Origin of the sequence: Burkholderia sp. BCC0397 (genome assembly GCF_902832865.1) — a bacterium.
Lineage (GTDB): Bacteria > Pseudomonadota > Gammaproteobacteria > Burkholderiales > Burkholderiaceae > Burkholderia.
Genome location: NZ_CADFDL010000005.1, coordinates 198,878 through 214,865, shown reverse-complemented (window position 1 = coordinate 214,865; position 15,988 = coordinate 198,878). Strand labels below are relative to the sequence as shown.

19 protein-coding genes are annotated in these 15,988 nt (G+C 66.9%); 12 read left to right on the top strand and 7 right to left on the bottom strand.

Annotation, left to right across the window (positions count from 1 at the left end):
- The first annotated feature begins 129 nt into the window (after nucleotides 1–129).
- The 3 genes from HWX03_RS18440 (at nucleotide 130) to HWX03_RS18430 (ending at nucleotide 2,781) form a co-directional block, all read left to right on the top strand.
- Nucleotides 130–924: an AraC family transcriptional regulator gene (locus HWX03_RS18440; protein ID WP_175872149.1), complete on the top strand. Its 795-nt coding sequence runs from the start codon at nucleotides 130–132 to the stop codon at nucleotides 922–924.
- 177 nt (nucleotides 925–1,101) lie between these two features.
- On the top strand, nucleotides 1,102–2,034 hold the full coding sequence (locus HWX03_RS18435; protein ID WP_175872148.1) for a DMT family transporter: 933 nt from the start codon (nucleotides 1,102–1,104) through the stop codon (nucleotides 2,032–2,034).
- A 198-nt stretch (nucleotides 2,035–2,232) separates the two neighbouring features.
- Nucleotides 2,233–2,781: a permease gene (locus tag HWX03_RS18430; RefSeq protein ID WP_175872147.1), complete on the top strand. Its 549-nt coding sequence runs from the start codon at nucleotides 2,233–2,235 to the stop codon at nucleotides 2,779–2,781.
- A 95-nt stretch (nucleotides 2,782–2,876) separates the two neighbouring features.
- Here HWX03_RS18430 and HWX03_RS18425 read toward each other — a convergent pair whose 3' ends face one another.
- Nucleotides 2,877–3,011: an entericidin A/B family lipoprotein gene (locus tag HWX03_RS18425; RefSeq protein WP_006485835.1), complete on the bottom strand. Its 135-nt coding sequence runs from the start codon at nucleotides 3,009–3,011 to the stop codon at nucleotides 2,877–2,879.
- A 234-nt stretch (nucleotides 3,012–3,245) separates the two neighbouring features.
- Here HWX03_RS18425 and HWX03_RS18420 point away from each other — a divergent pair, with 234 nt between their 5' ends.
- A complete protein-coding gene (locus tag HWX03_RS18420) occupies nucleotides 3,246–4,541 on the top strand; it encodes an aspartate carbamoyltransferase (protein WP_174386841.1) in 1,296 nt (431 codons plus the stop codon).
- Between the two features lie 126 nt (nucleotides 4,542–4,667).
- Here HWX03_RS18420 and HWX03_RS18415 read toward each other — a convergent pair whose 3' ends face one another.
- Together HWX03_RS18415 and HWX03_RS18410 are read right to left on the bottom strand one after the other, a co-directional pair.
- On the bottom strand, nucleotides 4,668–5,087 hold the full coding sequence (locus HWX03_RS18415; RefSeq protein WP_174431071.1) for a type II toxin-antitoxin system VapC family toxin: 420 nt from the start codon (nucleotides 5,085–5,087) through the stop codon (nucleotides 4,668–4,670).
- Complete coding sequence (locus tag HWX03_RS18410) at nucleotides 5,084–5,323, bottom strand: Arc family DNA-binding protein (RefSeq protein ID WP_175821819.1); 240 nt, start codon at nucleotides 5,321–5,323, stop codon at nucleotides 5,084–5,086. Before HWX03_RS18410 ends, HWX03_RS18415 begins: the two co-directional genes overlap by 4 nt.
- A 311-nt stretch (nucleotides 5,324–5,634) precedes the next feature.
- Here HWX03_RS18410 and HWX03_RS18405 point away from each other — a divergent pair, with 311 nt between their 5' ends.
- Genes HWX03_RS18405 through HWX03_RS18395 form a run of 3 tightly spaced genes read left to right on the top strand, consistent with a single transcriptional unit; the run spans nucleotide 5,635 to nucleotide 9,317 of the window.
- A complete protein-coding gene (locus HWX03_RS18405; RefSeq protein WP_175821820.1) occupies nucleotides 5,635–7,878 on the top strand; it encodes a TonB-dependent siderophore receptor in 2,244 nt (747 codons plus the stop codon).
- Between the two features lie 3 nt (nucleotides 7,879–7,881).
- Complete coding sequence (locus HWX03_RS18400) at nucleotides 7,882–8,637, top strand: tetratricopeptide repeat protein (RefSeq protein ID WP_175872146.1); 756 nt, start codon at nucleotides 7,882–7,884, stop codon at nucleotides 8,635–8,637.
- A complete protein-coding gene (locus HWX03_RS18395) occupies nucleotides 8,634–9,317 on the top strand; it encodes a Fe2+-dependent dioxygenase (RefSeq protein ID WP_175872145.1) in 684 nt (227 codons plus the stop codon). The genes HWX03_RS18400 and HWX03_RS18395 overlap by 4 nt, the downstream gene beginning before the upstream one ends.
- An 81-nt stretch (nucleotides 9,318–9,398) precedes the next feature.
- On the opposite strand, the gene HWX03_RS18390 is transcribed toward HWX03_RS18395, so the two are convergent.
- Nucleotides 9,399–9,821, bottom strand: coding sequence for an amino acid-binding protein (locus HWX03_RS18390; protein WP_175872144.1), 423 nt, complete (start codon nucleotides 9,819–9,821; stop codon nucleotides 9,399–9,401).
- Between the two features lie 204 nt (nucleotides 9,822–10,025).
- On the opposite strand from HWX03_RS18390, the gene HWX03_RS18385 reads away from it, so the two are divergent.
- The 5 genes from HWX03_RS18385 to HWX03_RS18365 all read left to right on the top strand — a co-directional run bounded on the left by HWX03_RS18385 (nucleotide 10,026) and on the right by HWX03_RS18365 (nucleotide 12,485).
- Nucleotides 10,026–10,265, top strand: coding sequence for a type II toxin-antitoxin system Phd/YefM family antitoxin (locus HWX03_RS18385; protein WP_174431077.1), 240 nt, complete (start codon nucleotides 10,026–10,028; stop codon nucleotides 10,263–10,265).
- Entirely contained in the window at nucleotides 10,262–10,657 is a 396-nt protein-coding gene (locus tag HWX03_RS18380) for a type II toxin-antitoxin system VapC family toxin (RefSeq protein WP_175821824.1), read from the top strand. Before HWX03_RS18385 ends, HWX03_RS18380 begins: the two co-directional genes overlap by 4 nt.
- 146 nt (nucleotides 10,658–10,803) lie before the next feature.
- Nucleotides 10,804–11,484, top strand: coding sequence for a M15 family metallopeptidase (locus HWX03_RS18375; protein ID WP_244132668.1), 681 nt, complete (start codon nucleotides 10,804–10,806; stop codon nucleotides 11,482–11,484).
- A gap of 103 nt (nucleotides 11,485–11,587) precedes the next feature.
- Nucleotides 11,588–12,172 (top strand): nucleotidyltransferase family protein, encoded by a 585-nt coding sequence (locus tag HWX03_RS18370; protein ID WP_175872142.1) that lies wholly within the window; start codon nucleotides 11,588–11,590, stop codon nucleotides 12,170–12,172.
- A 172-nt stretch (nucleotides 12,173–12,344) separates the two neighbouring features.
- Entirely contained in the window at nucleotides 12,345–12,485 is a 141-nt protein-coding gene (locus HWX03_RS18365; protein WP_012339712.1) for a hypothetical protein, read from the top strand.
- 50 nt (nucleotides 12,486–12,535) lie between these two features.
- Here the strand turns inward: HWX03_RS18365 and HWX03_RS18360 are convergent, their stop codons facing one another.
- The 3 genes from HWX03_RS18360 to HWX03_RS18350 are packed head-to-tail and all read right to left on the bottom strand — an operon-like array spanning nucleotide 12,536 to nucleotide 15,956.
- Nucleotides 12,536–13,294 (bottom strand): SDR family oxidoreductase, encoded by a 759-nt coding sequence (locus HWX03_RS18360; RefSeq protein WP_175872141.1) that lies wholly within the window; start codon nucleotides 13,292–13,294, stop codon nucleotides 12,536–12,538.
- Nucleotides 13,291–14,838 carry an FGGY-family carbohydrate kinase gene (locus HWX03_RS18355; protein WP_175872140.1) on the bottom strand — a complete coding sequence of 516 codons (1,548 nt, stop codon included), beginning with the start codon at nucleotides 14,836–14,838 and terminating at the stop codon, nucleotides 13,291–13,293. Before HWX03_RS18355 ends, HWX03_RS18360 begins: the two co-directional genes overlap by 4 nt.
- Before the next feature lie 29 nt (nucleotides 14,839–14,867).
- Nucleotides 14,868–15,956, bottom strand: a complete 1,089-nt coding sequence (locus HWX03_RS18350; protein ID WP_175872139.1) for an alcohol dehydrogenase catalytic domain-containing protein — start codon at nucleotides 15,954–15,956, stop codon at nucleotides 14,868–14,870.
- Nucleotides 15,957–15,988: the final 32 nt, after the last annotated feature.

Genomic DNA, 15,988 nt, shown 5'->3' with positions numbered 1-15,988 from the left:
CGCTGCTCATGTGCACATGGTGCGGGCTGCGCGCGCCGCGCGGTATCCGCCAAAAGGATGAAGGGCGCGTGGCGCCGGAACGCGCTAAAGTGCACGTGATCCGCGCCGCAACCGGCGCGAGGAGCGCACATGCACCGTGTCACCCACTACCGACGCACCGGCGAAGGCATCGAGGCAATCAGCCTCGAATCCGATCGCGCGTTTCCGCGCCACGCGCACGACGAATTCGGGGTCGGCGTGATCGTCAGCGGTGCGCACCGGTCGTGGAGCGGCCGCGGGCAGGTCGACGCGCGGGCCGGCGACGCGATCATGGTCAACCCCGGCGAGATGCACGACGGCTCGCCGCTCGAGGCCGGCACCGGCCGGCGCTGGCGGATGCTGTACCTCGCCCCCGCGCTGGTCGCGGGCGTCGCGGCGGAAGAAGGCCTCGGCGGCGTCGAGCTTGCGCATCCGGCCGTGCGCGACACGCGGCTCGCGGCCGCCGTCGGCCGGCTGCATGCACGCATCGTCGCAGGCGAAACCCAGCCGCTGGCCCGCGACGAAGCGCTCGTGATGCTCGTCGCAGGGTTGCTCGCCCGGCACGCGAACCGCACGCTGCCGGTGGCGGGCGTCGCGCCGGCGGTCCGCGTCGCCCGCGAGCGGCTCGACGCGGCGCCGGCCGCCCCCGTGTCGCTCGCCGAGCTGGCGGACCTGAGCGGCGTCAGCCGCTTCCAGTTGCTGCGCGGCTTCGCGCGCGAGCTCGGCATCACGCCGCATGCCTATCTGGTTCAGTCGCGCACGCGGCTGGCGCGCGCGCTGCTGGCCAGCGGCCTGCCGATCGCCGATGCCGCGGCCGAAGCCGGCTTCGCCGATCAGAGCCACCTGACGCGCGCGTTCGCGCGCCAGTTCGGGATCACGCCGGGGCGGTTCACGCAGACGGGTTAAGTAACGCTGTCGCCCGCGCAGTGCGAGGCCGCACTGCATTCGAAATGCGGTTGCCACCTCGACGGCAGCCGCGACCTATTGCGTCCATACATGTCGACGGCGCACCGCATTCAGCACCTCCCTCTGCTGCAATTTCGTTCAAGACGCACCCTGCCGCCGTACGCGACGATGCGGCGCATGAAGACACGACTGATTGGCTATCTCTATCTCGCCGCCGCGATGGCGGGCGTCGGCAGCACCGTCATCGCGAGCCGTCTCGCGGCCGGTGGCCTGCCGCCGTTCGCGGCCACCGCGCTGCGCTTTCTGATCGCGACCCCGCTGCTGTTCGCGCTGATGCGCGCGCAGCGCATGCGCTGGCCACGCATTTCCGCACGCGACGCCGTGCTGCTCGTCATCCAGGCTGCAGCGGGCGGCGTCGGCTATACGGTGCTGCTGATCAGCGGCACGAAGCTGTCGTCGCCGCTCGATGCGGGCGTGATGCTCGGCACGCTGCCGGCCATGTCGACGCTGATCGCGGCCGTCGTGCTGCGCGAGCGGCAGACGCCGCGCGACTGGCTGGCCGCCGCGCTCGCCACGGCCGGCGTGCTGTTCGTCACGTTCGCGCCGGGCCACGCGCCGCCGTCGCTCCAGACGCTTGCCGGCGATGCGCTGGTGCTGGCGGCCGTCGCATGCGAAGCGGTCTTCATCCTGCTCAACCGGCGGCTTGCCGCGCCGTTGCCGCCGCTCGCGCTTTCCACCGCGATGTCGGGCCTCGGCTTCGTGCTCGCACTCGTGCCGGCCGCGCTCGAATGGCGTGCGGCGGCGAGCGGCTGGACCGTCGGCGCCGTGTCGGCGATCGTGTACTACGCGCTGATTCCAACCGTGCTCGGCTACCTGTGCTGGTATGCGGGTTCGGCGCGCACGAGCGGCACCGAGGCGGCCCTGTTCACGGCGGTCGCGCCGGTTTCGGCCGTGCTGTTCGCGGTCGCGCTGTTCGGTGAAACGCTGACCGCCACGCGTGTCGCCGGCATCGCGCTCGTCGTCGCCGGCATGCTCATCGGCGCGACGCGACGGCGCGAGCCCCCCGTCGAATCACGCGGTACGCTCGCCGCGCAGACCGCCATCGACTGACTCGCGTTCATCGCGTCCAGCGGAATCGGCGGCGGCTCCCTCCCGTCGCATCCCCTGTCGGCCCCGCCTTCCCGCCACGCAGCCGGCGACTGTAGGAATGTGTCCGCGCACCGCAAATCCGTTGCGCACGGCTACGCAAGATGCAATATTCGCGTGGCCGAACCCTTTGACAACCATCGAACAACAATCCGCCAGGCAATGAACAGGAAGGAAGCCAAAACAAGAATCGCGGTGCTGCTATCCGCGGGAACGAGGAAGGCCGACGCACTGGCCGAACTGTCCGGACAGGGGCTGAAGGATCGCGTGCTCGCGCACCTGATCGCGTCGAGCCCGGACCCCGAACGCTGCCGCAAGAACAAGGTGCACGTCCGGATCCTGATCGCGCTCGGCATCGCACAGTTGGTCATCAGCCTGATGCTTGCGTACTACTTCTTCGCATCCGGCGCCGGCGGCGTCCTCGTCACCGTCTTCCTCGCGTTGACCGTGCCGCTGTCGCTGCTGTTCATTTGGGGCTTTGCGACCAATCGTGTCGGCGCGTATCACGCGTTCATCCTGCTTTCGCTGCTGCAGGTGCCGAAGACCGTCGCCGATCTCGGGCGCGACCCGGCGGCCGCGCTGCCGAGCCTCGCGATCACGGTCGTGCTGGTCGGTTACGTGTGGTTCGTCCGCAACCGGTTGTTCCCCGACTACGGCTGGTTCACGCCGCGCAAGGTCGAAGGCCGCTACGCGTTCGTGGAACGCGCCTGACGCCGCCCGCATCGACTCGGGCGCAAAAAAAGGCGCCGGGCCGCCCCGCAATTGCGAGGCGGCCCGGCGCCTTCTGCATTCCGGAACCGGTCGGCTTACTTGGCCTTTTCAGCCGAATCGCTGATCGCCTGGCCACCCTTCGAAATGTCCTGGCCCACGCCGGCGACCGTATTGCAACCGGCGAGCGCGGCGGTCACCACCAGCAACATTGCAGCAATCGTACGCGTCATTCTCATTCTCCTTCGAATCAACAAGCCCGACCGGGCGAATCGTTTGTGGCGCGGCGCCCGGCACGCTACCGGACACGGGGCCTGACCTGATTATACGGAGACGCACGCCGCGCGCCAGTACGGCCCCGCCGAGTGTCATGCGCGCCACACCACCCGTGCGCGCAGATTTTTCTTGACTTCACTGCGCCAGGAACTAATATACGCACCGCGTATATTTTCCGCCAGGAGCCGCCGATGACCGTTCCCCAGCAAGCCTTCCTCCGCGACGCGATGCGCCGCCTCAACATGACCCGCGAGGCATTCGCGAATCGCATCGGTGTCAGCCGGCGCGCGCTGGATACCTGGCTGCTTCCGGACGATTCGCAGGAATCGCGCGGGATGCCCGAGATCGTCGAGCGCTTCGTGTCGGAAATCGTCGAACGCTCGGCACCGGACGGCGAGAACTATACGCAAAGCGTAGACAAACAAGGGCTCTCGAAGCAGTTCCTGTTCGAAGGCAAGCCGCAATTGATCTCGGTCGACCAGTTCTCGCGGGATTCGGTCGAGGCGCTGTTCCGCGTGGCCGATGTCATGCAGCCGATCGCGCGACGCCACAAGATTTCGCGCGTGCTCGAAGGCGCCGTGCTCGGCAACCTGTTCTTCGAGGCCAGCACGCGCACGCGCGTGTCGTTCGGCGCGGCCTTCTGCCGGCTCGGCGGCTCGGTGTGCGACACGACGGGCTTCACGTTCTCGTCGATGGCCAAGGGCGAATCGATCTACGACACGAGCCGCGTGATGGCCGGCTACGTCGACGCGCTCGTGATCCGCCATCCGGAAAAAGGCTCGGTGGCCGAATTCGCGCGCGCAACCAACCTGCCGGTGATCAACGGCGGCGACGGCCCCGGCGAGCACCCGAGCCAGGCGCTGCTCGACCTCTACACGATCCAGCGCGAGTTTTCGCGGCTCGGCAAGATCGTCGACGGCGCGCACATCGCGCTGGTCGGCGACCTGAAGTACGGCCGCACCGTGCACTCGCTCGTCAAGCTGCTCGCGCTGTACCGCGGGCTGAAGTTCACGCTCGTATCGCCGCCCACGCTCGAGATGCCGACGTACATCGTCGACCAGATCGCGACGAACGGCCATGTGGTCGAGCAGACGACCGACCTCGCGGCCGGGCTGCGCGGCGCGGATGTCGTCTACGCGACGCGGATCCAGAAGGAGCGCTTCACCGACGAGTCGTTCGAAGGCTACACGCCGGATTTCCAGATCAACCAGGCGCTCGTCGACTCGGTGTGCAAGCCCGACACGCTGATCATGCACCCGCTGCCGCGCGACAGCCGGCCCGGCGCGAACGACCTGTCGGTCGACCTGAACCGCGACCCGCGCCTCGCGATCTTCCGGCAGACCGACAACGGCATTCCGGTGCGGATGGCGATCTTCGCGGTGCTGCTCGGTGTCGAGAATCTCGTCCAGCATTCGATGCGCGACGCGACGTGGCGCCCGCCGGCATACCTCGGGCCGGAGGATGCGGTGTTTCACGGAATCGACTGACGCCGCACCGGAAGTCTCGCGCCCGCCATCGCCTCCGGGAGCGGGCACGCTTGCTCGATTCGAAACGCGCGGTGTTGCACGGCGCGTTTTTCATTTCGGCGCGGTGAAAGAACCGACGATCGCGGACTACTCACCCCATGGGTCGATGACGCGCAGGCCCAACGCCTGGAACGGCGCGACGTCGCGCGTGGCCACGATCAGGCCGTTCGCCTCGGCCGTGGCGGCGATAAAACAATCGACATCCGCGATCGTGTTACCTGCAACACGGGCCCGCGCCCGAAAGCTCGCGTATGCTTTACTCGCCGCATCGTCGAACGGCAGAATCCGGCCTCGAAACAGCGACAACACGCGCTGCTCGATGCCCTGATGCAGCCTGTCTCGCCGTCGCCCTTCCGGCAACGCCGCAATGCCGAATCGAATTTCGGCGAGACTGATCGCGGCGAGAAACAACGTCTCGACGTTCTGCGCATCGAGCCACTCGATCACCGCCGCGTTCGGCTCGCGCCGGAGCGGCTCGGTCATGACATTCGTATCAACAAGGATCATTCGAAGCTCATCGGATGGGTTGGCGTGTTGTCGCGCTCGACGTCGAAATCGACGCCTCCGGCTCCCCGCCCGACTTCTATCAGCAACGTGCCGAGCTTCGGTCGTCCGTCTGGCAAAGCGGCCTGCTCGAGGATGGCGCGCACCTCGGCTTCGGTACTGCGCCCATGCCGGGCTGCACGAATCCGAAGCGCGCGATGCACCTCATCAGGCAAATTTCGAACAGTCATGACGGGCACGTTTCAATCCTTCAAAATACTTTCGATGCATTCATCTTAGCATTTTGCAGTCACTCGGCGGCACGCGACGCAACCACTCTAATCCCACCGCCACACCCTTCATACTCGGCCAATTGGCCATCCTTCCGCGCCCGACAAGCCTTCGCCCTCCGCAACATTCGTCAACAATTCCCTTACAAACGAGAACAAGAACGCTTCTCATTCAACAGAAAATTACATAGAATGCGGCCTGAAAACAAATCGTAATAATTCCCGGCGGCATGCACATTTCCGCAGTACCCCGGGGCCACACCGCGAGGTCGAAGCGCACCATGAAGTCCCGTCCCGACGAGCTGAAGCTCGGTAAATTCACCACCCTGTGCAGCGTGCTCGCCGCGAGCCCCGCCTTTGCCGACGGCACGCCGCCCGCGGCGCCCGCCAGCACCGAAGGCCACCTCGCGCCGATCGAGATCCAGGGCAAGACCGAGCACAGCTACAAGGCCGACTTTTCCGCTTCGGCGAAATTCACCGCGCCGCTCGTCGATACGCCGAAATCCGTCACCGTGATCCCGCAGGAACTGATCCAGAGCAGCGGTGCGGCGACGCTGACCGAAGCGCTGCGCACCGTGCCCGGCATCACGTTCGGCGCCGGCGAAGGCGGCAACCCGCTCGGCGACCGTCCATTCATCCGCGGCTACGACACGCAGGGCAGCATGTTCGTCGACGGCATGCGCGACACGGGCGCCACCACGCGCGAGATCTTCAACACCGAGCGCGTCGAGATCACCAAGGGTTCCGACGGCGCGTACGGCGGCCGCGGCGGCGCCGGCGGCAGCATCAACCTGATCACGAAGGCCCCGCACCTCGGCACGACGGCCGCCGCGAGCGCGGGCCTCGGCACCGACCGCTATCGCCGCTTCACCGCCGACGGCAACTGGCAGTTCGCCGATCACGCCGCGTTCCGCCTGAACCTGATGAGCCACAACAACGACGTCGCCGGCCGCGACGCCGTCAACAACGAGCGCTGGGGCGTCGCGCCGTCGATCGCGTTCGGCCTCGGCACGCCGACGCGCGTGACCGCGAGCTACTACCACCTGCAGACGGACGACATGCCCGACGGCGGCATCCCGTACTTCTACACGACGTCGAACAAGCCCGCGAACGTCGGCACGATCTATCCGGCGCCCGTCGATCGCCACAACTTCTACGGCCTGATCGACCGCGACTTCCGCAAGACCACGTCGGACATCAGCACGATCAAGATCGAGCACGACATCACGCCGAACCTCACGGTGCGCAACACCACGCGCTACACGGAATCGACGCAGGACTACATCTGGACCCAGCCCGACGACAGCCAGGGCAACGTGGTGAACGGCAAGGTCTGGCGCCGCAACAACAACCGCGACAGCTCGATCAACAGCCTCGCGAACCTGACCGAATTGTTCGGCGAATTCCGCACCGGCCCGTTCAAGCACAGCTTCACGACCGGTATCGAGCTGTCGCGCGAATGGGGCAAGCGCGATTCGTACACGGTCGCGACCGACACCGGCAAGATCTGCCAGAAAGGCATCGGCGCGCCATCGGGCTACAACTGCACGAGCCTCTGGTCGCCGAACCCGAACGATCCGTGGGCCGGATCAGTCACGCGCAACAACGACTACGCGCATGCGCGCACCACGACGAAGTCGATCTACGGCTTCGACACGATCGAGCTCACGCCGCGCTGGCAGGTGAACGCCGGCGTGCGCGTCGACGACTACTCGACCCGCTTCACCGACACCAAGGCGAACGGCGGCAAAACCTATACGCGCGACGACACGCTGTTCAACTGGCAGGCCGGCCTCGTATTCAAGCCCGCGCAGAACGGCAGCATCTATGCGTCGTATGCGACGTCGTCGACGCCGGCCGGCATGCTGCTCGGCGAAGGCAGCGAGACGCAGTCGCTCACGCCGGGCCGCGGCGGCGTCGGCCCGAACGCCGACCAGATGGCGCCCGAGAAGAACCGCAGCATCGAGCTCGGCACGAAGTGGAACGTGCTGAACGACAAGCTGTCGCTGACGGCCGCGCTGTTCCAGATCGACACGACGAACGCACGCGTGACGCTGCCGAACAACCAGTACGCGATGGTCGGCAACAAGCGCGTGCAGGGTCTCGAGCTCGGCGTCGCCGGGCAGATCACCAAGCAGTGGCAGGTGTTCGGCGGCTATACGTACATGAAGAGCGCGCTGCGCGACAACGGCAAGGACGCCGCGAACAACGGCAACCGCTTCCCGAACACGCCGAAGCACAGCCTCACGATGTGGTCGAATTACGACGTCACGCCGAAGTTCACCGTCGGCGGCGGTGCGTTCTATATGTCGGAAGTGTTCGGCGATCCCCAGAACCTGCGTGCCGTGCCGTCGTACTGGCGCTTCGATGCGATGGCGCAGTACCGCATCAACAAGAAGCTCGACCTGCAGCTGAACGTGAACAACCTGTTCAACCGGACGTACTTCGATCAGGCGTATCCGGCGCACTACGCGTCGATCGCGCCGGGCCGCTCGGCGTTCGTCACGCTGAACGCGCGCTACTGATCGATGGAGGCCATATCGCTGAAGGCGCTCGCGTCGGTGTCGCCGCGCGAATTCGCCGACATCCTGGCCGGGCCGCCCGAGCGTGCCGCCGCGTGGGTCGCTGCGGCGGCCGATCACGGCATCGTCGACGCGCAGGCCGTCTACGGGCAATACCTGCTCGACGGGCACGGCGTCGCGCGGGATCCGGCCGCCGCGTTCGGCTGGTTCCGGCATGCGGCGCGGGCTGGCCATCCGATGGCGATGAACATGCTCGGCCGCTGCTACGAGTTCGGCTGGGGCACCGCCGCGTGCGCGCCGGTCGCCGTGTACTGGTACCGGCTCGCCGCGCAGGCGGGGCTCGACTGGGGCATGTACAACTACGCGACGGCGCTCGCGCTCGGCAATGGCATCGATGAAGATCGCATCGACGCGCTCGACTGGTTCCGCCGCGCGGCCGCGCTCGGCCATGCGAAGTCGATCAACCTGATCGGCGGCTTCTACGAGGACGGCTGGGTCGTATCGGTCGATATCGACGCCGCGTTCGACCACTATCGCCGCGCCGCCGTTGCCGGCGACTTCCGCGGCCAGTTCAACTATGCGCGGCTGCTCGCCGAGCGCGGGCGCGTCGACGAAGCGCTCGTCTGGCTCGCGCGCGTGCCGGCTACCGCGACTCCCGCGTTCGTCGCGAAGATGCGCGCGTATCTCGTGTCGTCGCCGGTCGACGCTTTTCGTTCGGTGGCCATGCAACTGGCGCCGCACGCCATGGAATCCGCATCATGATGCTTCATATCCCCGGCGTACTGACCCAAGCGCAAGTCGCGCAATGCCGCGACCTGCTCGATGCGGCCGAATGGGTCGACGGCAACGCGACGTCCGGCGCGCAGTCGGCGCTCGCGAAACGCAACCGGCAATTGCCGGAAGGTTCGCCGGCCGCGCGCGCGGTGGGCGACGCGATCCAGGACGCGCTCGCGCGCCATCCGCTGTTCTTTTCGGCGGCACTGCCGCTCAAGGTGTTTCCGCCGCTGTTCAATCGCTATGCAGGCGGCGAAACGTTCGGCACGCACGTCGACAATGCGATCCGGCTGCTGCGCGGCACGGATTTCCGCGTGCGCAGCGATTTGTCGGCGACGCTGTTTCTCGCGGAACCCGATGCGTACGACGGCGGCGAACTGTGCGTCGAGGATACGTACGGCGTGCATCGCGCGAAGCTGCCGGCGGGCGATCTCGTGCTGTATCCGGCGTCGAGCCTGCATCACGTGACGCCGGTGACGCGGGGCGAACGCGTTGCATCGTTCTTCTGGATTCAGAGCATGGTGCGCGACGACGGCGATCGCACGCTGCTGTTCCAGCTCGATACGCAGATTCAGGCTTTGTCGGCGGAAAAAGGAGCGAAGGATCCGATGGTCATTTCACTGACCGGGATTTATCACAACCTGCTGAGACGGTGGGCGGATACCTGAGCCATGTGGCGGGGCCCCGCAACGTCCTGAAACGCGTGCCCCCTTCCGGCCACTGCCCGTCCACCGTCCCACGCAGCCGCCTTATGCCCGCTGCAGGATATCGATCGCCTTGTCTGCATCGTCCATCGAATCGACCGCGAAATAGGCAATGAACTGGGAACCCAGCACCGCGGCCGAGACGCCACGGAGATTGATCGCGCCGTCCGCGAGCATCTGGGTCAGTTGCCCGATGATGCCCATTTGATCCAAACCCATTACGCGGACGGAGTGAACGCTCGGGGTGACGCTGAACCCCACCTGCGTGGCCGCACGAATCACCGCCTCTCCCTGCAGTGGCGCGACAAACACGACGCCCTTGCCCGGCGCCTCCGATGTGCGGCGTGCGACGATGAACTGCAAGTCTGCGCCGGCAGTCCGCAGAGCGCTTAATACTGCCGCGAGGCCGCCCGGCTTGTCCTCGATGGTCGCCGCCCAGACATCGACACGTTCTACGCTCAGTTCCATGGCAGTCCCTCCCACCTGAGAACCCGGATAGAAAAAATCTAGATCACAGCAAGCACGCAAGCAAGGCTGGCAGCGTCTTCCGGCCCCGGCATCGACGCACCCTGTCGCGCTTCGCATGCATCCGGCGACGCTTGACCTTCGAGACTTGCCTCCCTTCGCCGCACCGCCATAAAATGACTATCGTCACATGACCAGGCCCATATCATGATGCCGCACGTTCCCGTTTCGAAATCCGAATTCAAGGCTCGCGCACTCGAATATTTCCGGCTGGTCGAGGCGTCCGGCGAAAGCCTCATCGTCACCGATCACGGCAAGCCGACGCTCGAAATCCGCCCCTATCGCGCACCCGAAGCTCAGCCGTTGGACATATTGCGCGGTTCGGTCTCGCGCTACGACAATCCCATCGATCCGATTGCGGAAGATGATTGGGAGGCGTCGCGGTGATCGTGCTGGATACGCATGCATTGGTGTGGTGGGCCGCTGGCGATCCGGCGCTCAGCAAGAAGGCGCGCAGCGCGATCGACCGCGCGCGCGGCGACAGTGCACTCGTCGCGTCCGCCATCTCCGCATGGGAAATCGCGATGCTTGTGCGTCATGAACGGCTCGTGCTGACGATGGACGTCGATGCGTGGCTCGCGACGGTCGCGCAGATCGACGGCATGCGCTTCGTGCCGATCGACGCCGATATCGCCGCGAAATCTGCGTCGCTCCCCGGCACGTTCCACAAGGATCCGGCCGATCGCATGATCGTCGCGACCGCGCGGCGGCTCGGCGCGCCGCTCGTCACCCGCGACGAAAAAATCCGCGCGTACGCGCACGTCAAGACGCTCTGGTAAGCGTTGCCCGCCCGTGGGTCGAACCACGACACATCCTCCGCCGGACTCAGGCATATTGGCGATTCGTCTGACTAAAACGACCGCGGCCGCCGCACTCGATATCGGCTCGTGGCCCGCAACCGTCCTCGCGCCACTTGTCCGCTACCGTGATACCGCTCTCCGATCCCGCCGTCCGGTCGATCGCCCTGCAGGAGTCGCACGAAGGGTTTGTCGATCTCGCCGCATTCGATGAACGCATCGCCGTCGACCTCTCGCGCAGCGTCGTTTCCAACCCAAGCCCGCATTTCCTGAAGGTGCGCCGCGGTGTCGCCGAACGGCTGGTTGCCGCCGCATACTCATTGCCCGCCGGCCTGCGCCTGTACGTCAAGGAAGGCTACCGCCCCCTCGCGCTCCAGCGTGAATACTTCACAAGCCATCTCGCGCAATTGCGCGCAACGCTGAATCCGCCGCCGCCCGACGACGCGCTGTACGAACTCGCGAGCCACTATGTCGCGCCACCGGAAGTCGCGGGCCATCCGACCGGCGCTGCCGTCGACCTGACGTTGATGTCTGCAGACGGCACCGAGCTCGACATGGGGTGCATGCTCGACGCCACCGACCAGGAATCGTCCGGCGCGTGCTACACGCACAACGCGTTCATCAGCCGCGCGGCCGCGGGAAACCGCAAGATCCTGATCGACGCGCTGACCCGCGCCGGCTTCACGAATTACCCGTCCGAATGGTGGCACTGGTCGTTCGGCGATCGCTATTGGGCCGTCATGCAGAACGAATCGCACGCAATTTACGGTCCTGTCGAGGAAAGCATGCTCGACGAAGCATCGCGATGACAGTTTTCCCGATCCGACACGCGTGACTCGGTAACATCCTCACTTGCCGATCCCAGTGTGCTCCCGCACAATCGCAGCACCTGTCTCATTCCCCCCCGCGCCGATGTCCTATGCGTCACTCGCCACCGGCGTCCTGCTCGCCGGCGGCCTTGGTCAGCGCTTCGACCCAAGCGGTCTGCACAGCAAGCTGCTCGCGCTGCTTCCCGACGGCACGCCGGTTGCGGTCGCCGCCGCCCGTCATCTCGCCGCGGCCACGGCGGACGTAATCGCCGTCGTGCGTCCCGGCGCCGAAAAGCTTGCGATTCTGCTGAACGAAGCCGGCTGCCAGGTCGTCTATGCACCCGACGCATTGCGCGGCATGGGCGCGAGCCTCGCGGCCGGCGTCCGCACGACGCCCGACGCGAACGGCTGGCTCGTCGCGCTCGGCGACATGCCGTGGATTGCCGCTTCCACCTACGAATTGATCACACGCGCGCTCGAAGCCGACCACGCGTCGATCGTCGCGCCGGCGCATCGCGGCGTGCGCGGCCATCCGGTCGGTTTCGCCGCGCACCACTTCGATGCGCTCGCCGCCCTCGACGGCGACACGGGCGCCCGCGCGCTGTTCGCCAGCACGCCGGTGACACTGCTCGACGTCGACGATCCCGGCATCCTGCGCGACGTCGATACACCGGCGGATTTGCGCTGACTTCGATCGAGCGGGCCCGCAAGATCCCGCACGTAAGCCGTCAATGGACGGCTTTCTCCGACGATGGACAACCCGCCGCAAGAATCCCGCTGCAAACGCGCGCCCGATTGCCTATAACGGAGACGAGGCGCCTCCACTGCGCCACCGCCGTCATGCACTGCGCGAGTTCTCCATGAGCGATCACACGACCCCGACGCCCGAGCCACCGGCCGACCCGAACCGCGATCCGGAAGACGATCCGTTCTCGTCGCCGCCCGGTCATCACGACAACCCGCAGCAGCCGGACGGACCGCCGAGCAAGGATCCGGTCTAGCCGCGCGCCGGCCGTTCCGTGAACTCAACCCGCTACTTCGGTGACGGGGTCTAGCGCGCCGTATACCCCCCGTCGATCGGCAACGACACGCCGCTGATCATCGACGCCGCGTCGCTCAGCAAAAACAGGATCGGCTCGACGACTTCGTCCGGCTGCGCGAAACGGCCGATCGGAATCGCGGCCAGCATCGGCGCGCGCTTCTCCGGTTCGCTCCACGCGAACTGCGCCATCGGCGTGAGCGTGACGGTGGGGTTCACACTGTTCACACGAATGCCGTGCGGCCCGAGTTCGATGCACAGCACGCGCGTGATCGCGTCCATCGCCGCCTTCGACGCGCAATAGCTCAGATGCGCGGGCAGGCCGACGAGCGCCGCCTGACTCGACACGTTGACGATGCTGCCGCGCGCACGCGCAGCACCGCGTCCGTCGCGCTCGATCATCTTTCGCGCCACGGCCCGCGCGACGAGCGCCGCGCCGCGCGCATTGACGGCCATCACGCGATCGAAATGCGCGGCGCCGACATCGAGCGCCGGTTCGAGCGACGCGATCCCCGCGCAATTGACGAGGCCGTCGAACGCATCGTACGCGGCGAGTGCGGCATCGATCGCGTGTTCGTCGCCGCCGACATCCATGCGCAACGTATCGCACGCAATCTCGCCGGCGAGCGTGTCGAGCGCGGCCATGTCGCGCCCCGCCGCGACGACGCGCGCGCCCGCGTGCGCCAGCGCGACCGCGCACGCGCGCCCGATGCCGCTCGATGCGCCCGTGACGAGCACCGTTGACCCGCCGAAATCGAATCGTGTGTTCATGATGACGCGCGCAGCCCGTGCATGATCGGCTCGAGTGCCGGATACAGCGCCGTGTACAGCGAAAAGCGCGCATCGTAGGTTTTCGCGCGATCGGCATCGGGCCGTGCGCGCTCGACGAGCGTGACCCAGCCGCCCTGCGCGTCATCGCGCGACACGAGCCCTGCCCCGACACCCGCGAGCAGCGCAGCGCCCATCGCGGCTTCGACGTCCTGCTCGATCGTCCACACCGGAAAACCCGTCACGTCCGCGATGATCTGCATCCACAGCGCCGAATGCGCGGCGCCGCCGACGACGATCAATCGATCGTCCAGCGCCACCGCGCCACGGCGGCCGGCCTCGATGTTGTGGCGCAACGCGTACGCGACGCCTTCGAGCACCGCACGATAAAGATGCGCACGCGTATGCGCGAGACTCAGCCCGACGAACGCGCCGCTCGCCTTCGCATCCCACACGGGGCTGCGCTCGCCCATCAGGTACGGCAGGAACAGCACGCCGTCGGCGCCGGCCGGCACGCGCTCGGCCGCCTCCTCGAGCAGGATGTGCGGATCGCCGTGCGGCAGCAGGCGCGCCGCATCGATTTCCGCGTGACAGAACTGGTCGCGAAACCAGGCGACCGACGCGCCGGCCGTGATCGCGCCGCCGAACACGTACAGGTCGCGCTGCCCGTCGAACACGTGCGGCATGCTGACGAGGCCGTGGCGCGCATCGACATGCCGGTTCACATAGCCCCAGCACATGCTGGTGCCGATCATCGCGACGTGCTGCCCGGTACGCGTCGCGCCGGCCGCGAAGGTCGCCACCGCCGCATCCACGCCGCCCGCGACGACGGGCGTGCCGGCCGGCAGCCCGAGTTGCGCGGTCCATTGCGACAGCAGCCCGCCGACGATGTCCGTCGAGTCGACCAGCCGCTCGGGCATCATCGTCGCCGGAATGCCGAGCATGTCGAGCGCGTCGTCGGACCACTCGCGGCGCGCGACGTCGTACACGCCGCCGATATTGCCGGCCGAACTGTGATCGACCGCCACTTCGCCGGTCAGCAGGTAGATCACATACGCGTTCGGCGGCAGGAAATAGCGCACGTTCGCCCATACGTCCGGCCGCTGGTCGCGCAGCCACAGCATCTTGGTGAACCCGTAGTAGCTGTCGACGCCGTTGCCGGTGATCACGCGCAGCCGCTCGACGTTCACGTGTTCGTTGACCCAGTCGACTTCCGCGGTCGCGCGCCGGTCCATCCAGATCAGGCACGGATGCAGCGGCCGCATGTCGATGTCGACCGGGATGCCCGAGCCGCCGTACAGGCTGCTCACGCACACCGCACGGATCGCATCGGCCGGCACGCCCTGCGCACGCGCGTCGCTCACGCAGCCCGCGATGCAGTCGAGCACCGCGTCGAACCACACCTGCGGCCACTGCTCGGCCCACAGCGGGCGCGGCGTATCGGGCTGGTAGCCGGCCGAGCGCCGCGCGACGATCGTGCCGTGCCGGTCGACGAGCAATGCCTTGGTGCTCTGCGTGCCGATGTCGACGCCTATGACGTATTCCATGATGTCTCCGGTGAGGCGCACGCCGGCCATCAGCGGGCCGGCTTCAGCAGCACCTTGATCGATTCGGGCGATTTCGCGACGCGGATCGCGTCGTCCCAGTCCTCGAGCGCGAAACCGTGCGTGACGATGCCTTTCGACGTGACGAGCCCGCGCGCGAGCAGGTCGATCGCGACCGGATAGCAGTAGGGCCCCAGGTGTGCGCCGCGTACGTCGAGCTCCTTGCGATCGCCGATGATCGACCAATCGGCGGTCGTGTCCTCGCCGAACACGCTGAACTCGACGAAGCGGCCGAGCTTGCGGATCAGGTCGAGCCCCTGGTTCACGCCGACCGGCGCGCCGGTCGTCTCGATGTACACGTCGCAGCCGTAGCCGTCGGTCAGCGCGCGGACGATCTCGCGCGCGTCGTCGCGCTGCGGGTTGATCGTCACGTCGGCGCCGTACTGCCGCGCGAGTTCGAGCCGTTCGTCGATCAGGTCGATCACGACGAGTTTCTTCGGCGTCTTCAGGTGCGCGACCTGCGTCATCATCAGCCCGAGCGGGCCCGCGCCCGCGATCACGACGACGTCGTCGAGCTGGACGTCGCCGCGGTTCACCGTGTGGATCGCGCACGACAGCGGCTCGATGATCGCCGCATCCTCGAGCGATACGCCGAGCGGGATCTTGTGGACGATCGCGGTCGGCGGAATGCGCATGTAGTCGGCCATTCCGCCGTCGGCGACCTCGCGCTGGAAGCCGAAGATGTTGTGCACCTCGCACATCCAGTACTGGCCCGACTTGCAATAGCGGCACTTGCCGCACGGCACGATCTGCTCGGCGATCACGCGGTCGCCCATCGCCACGCCGAAATGCTCGGCCGCGCCGTCGCCGAGCGCCTCGACATAGCCGAAGAATTCATGGCCGGGAATCACCGGCGCCTTCACCCACGGGCTCGGTCCGCCCCAGAACATCTTGGCGCCGGTGTAACACTTGCAGTCGCTCGCGCAGATCCCGCACGCGGCGATGCGGATCACGAGCTCGTTCGTACCGGGGTGCGGCTTCGCGACCTGTTCGACGCGATAGTCCTCGGGGCCGTGGCAGACGACCGCGGTCATGCGCGGCTGGGTGTCGGGTGTCGTCATGGGTAGTCTCTTTCCTGAGTGATTCGGATGAC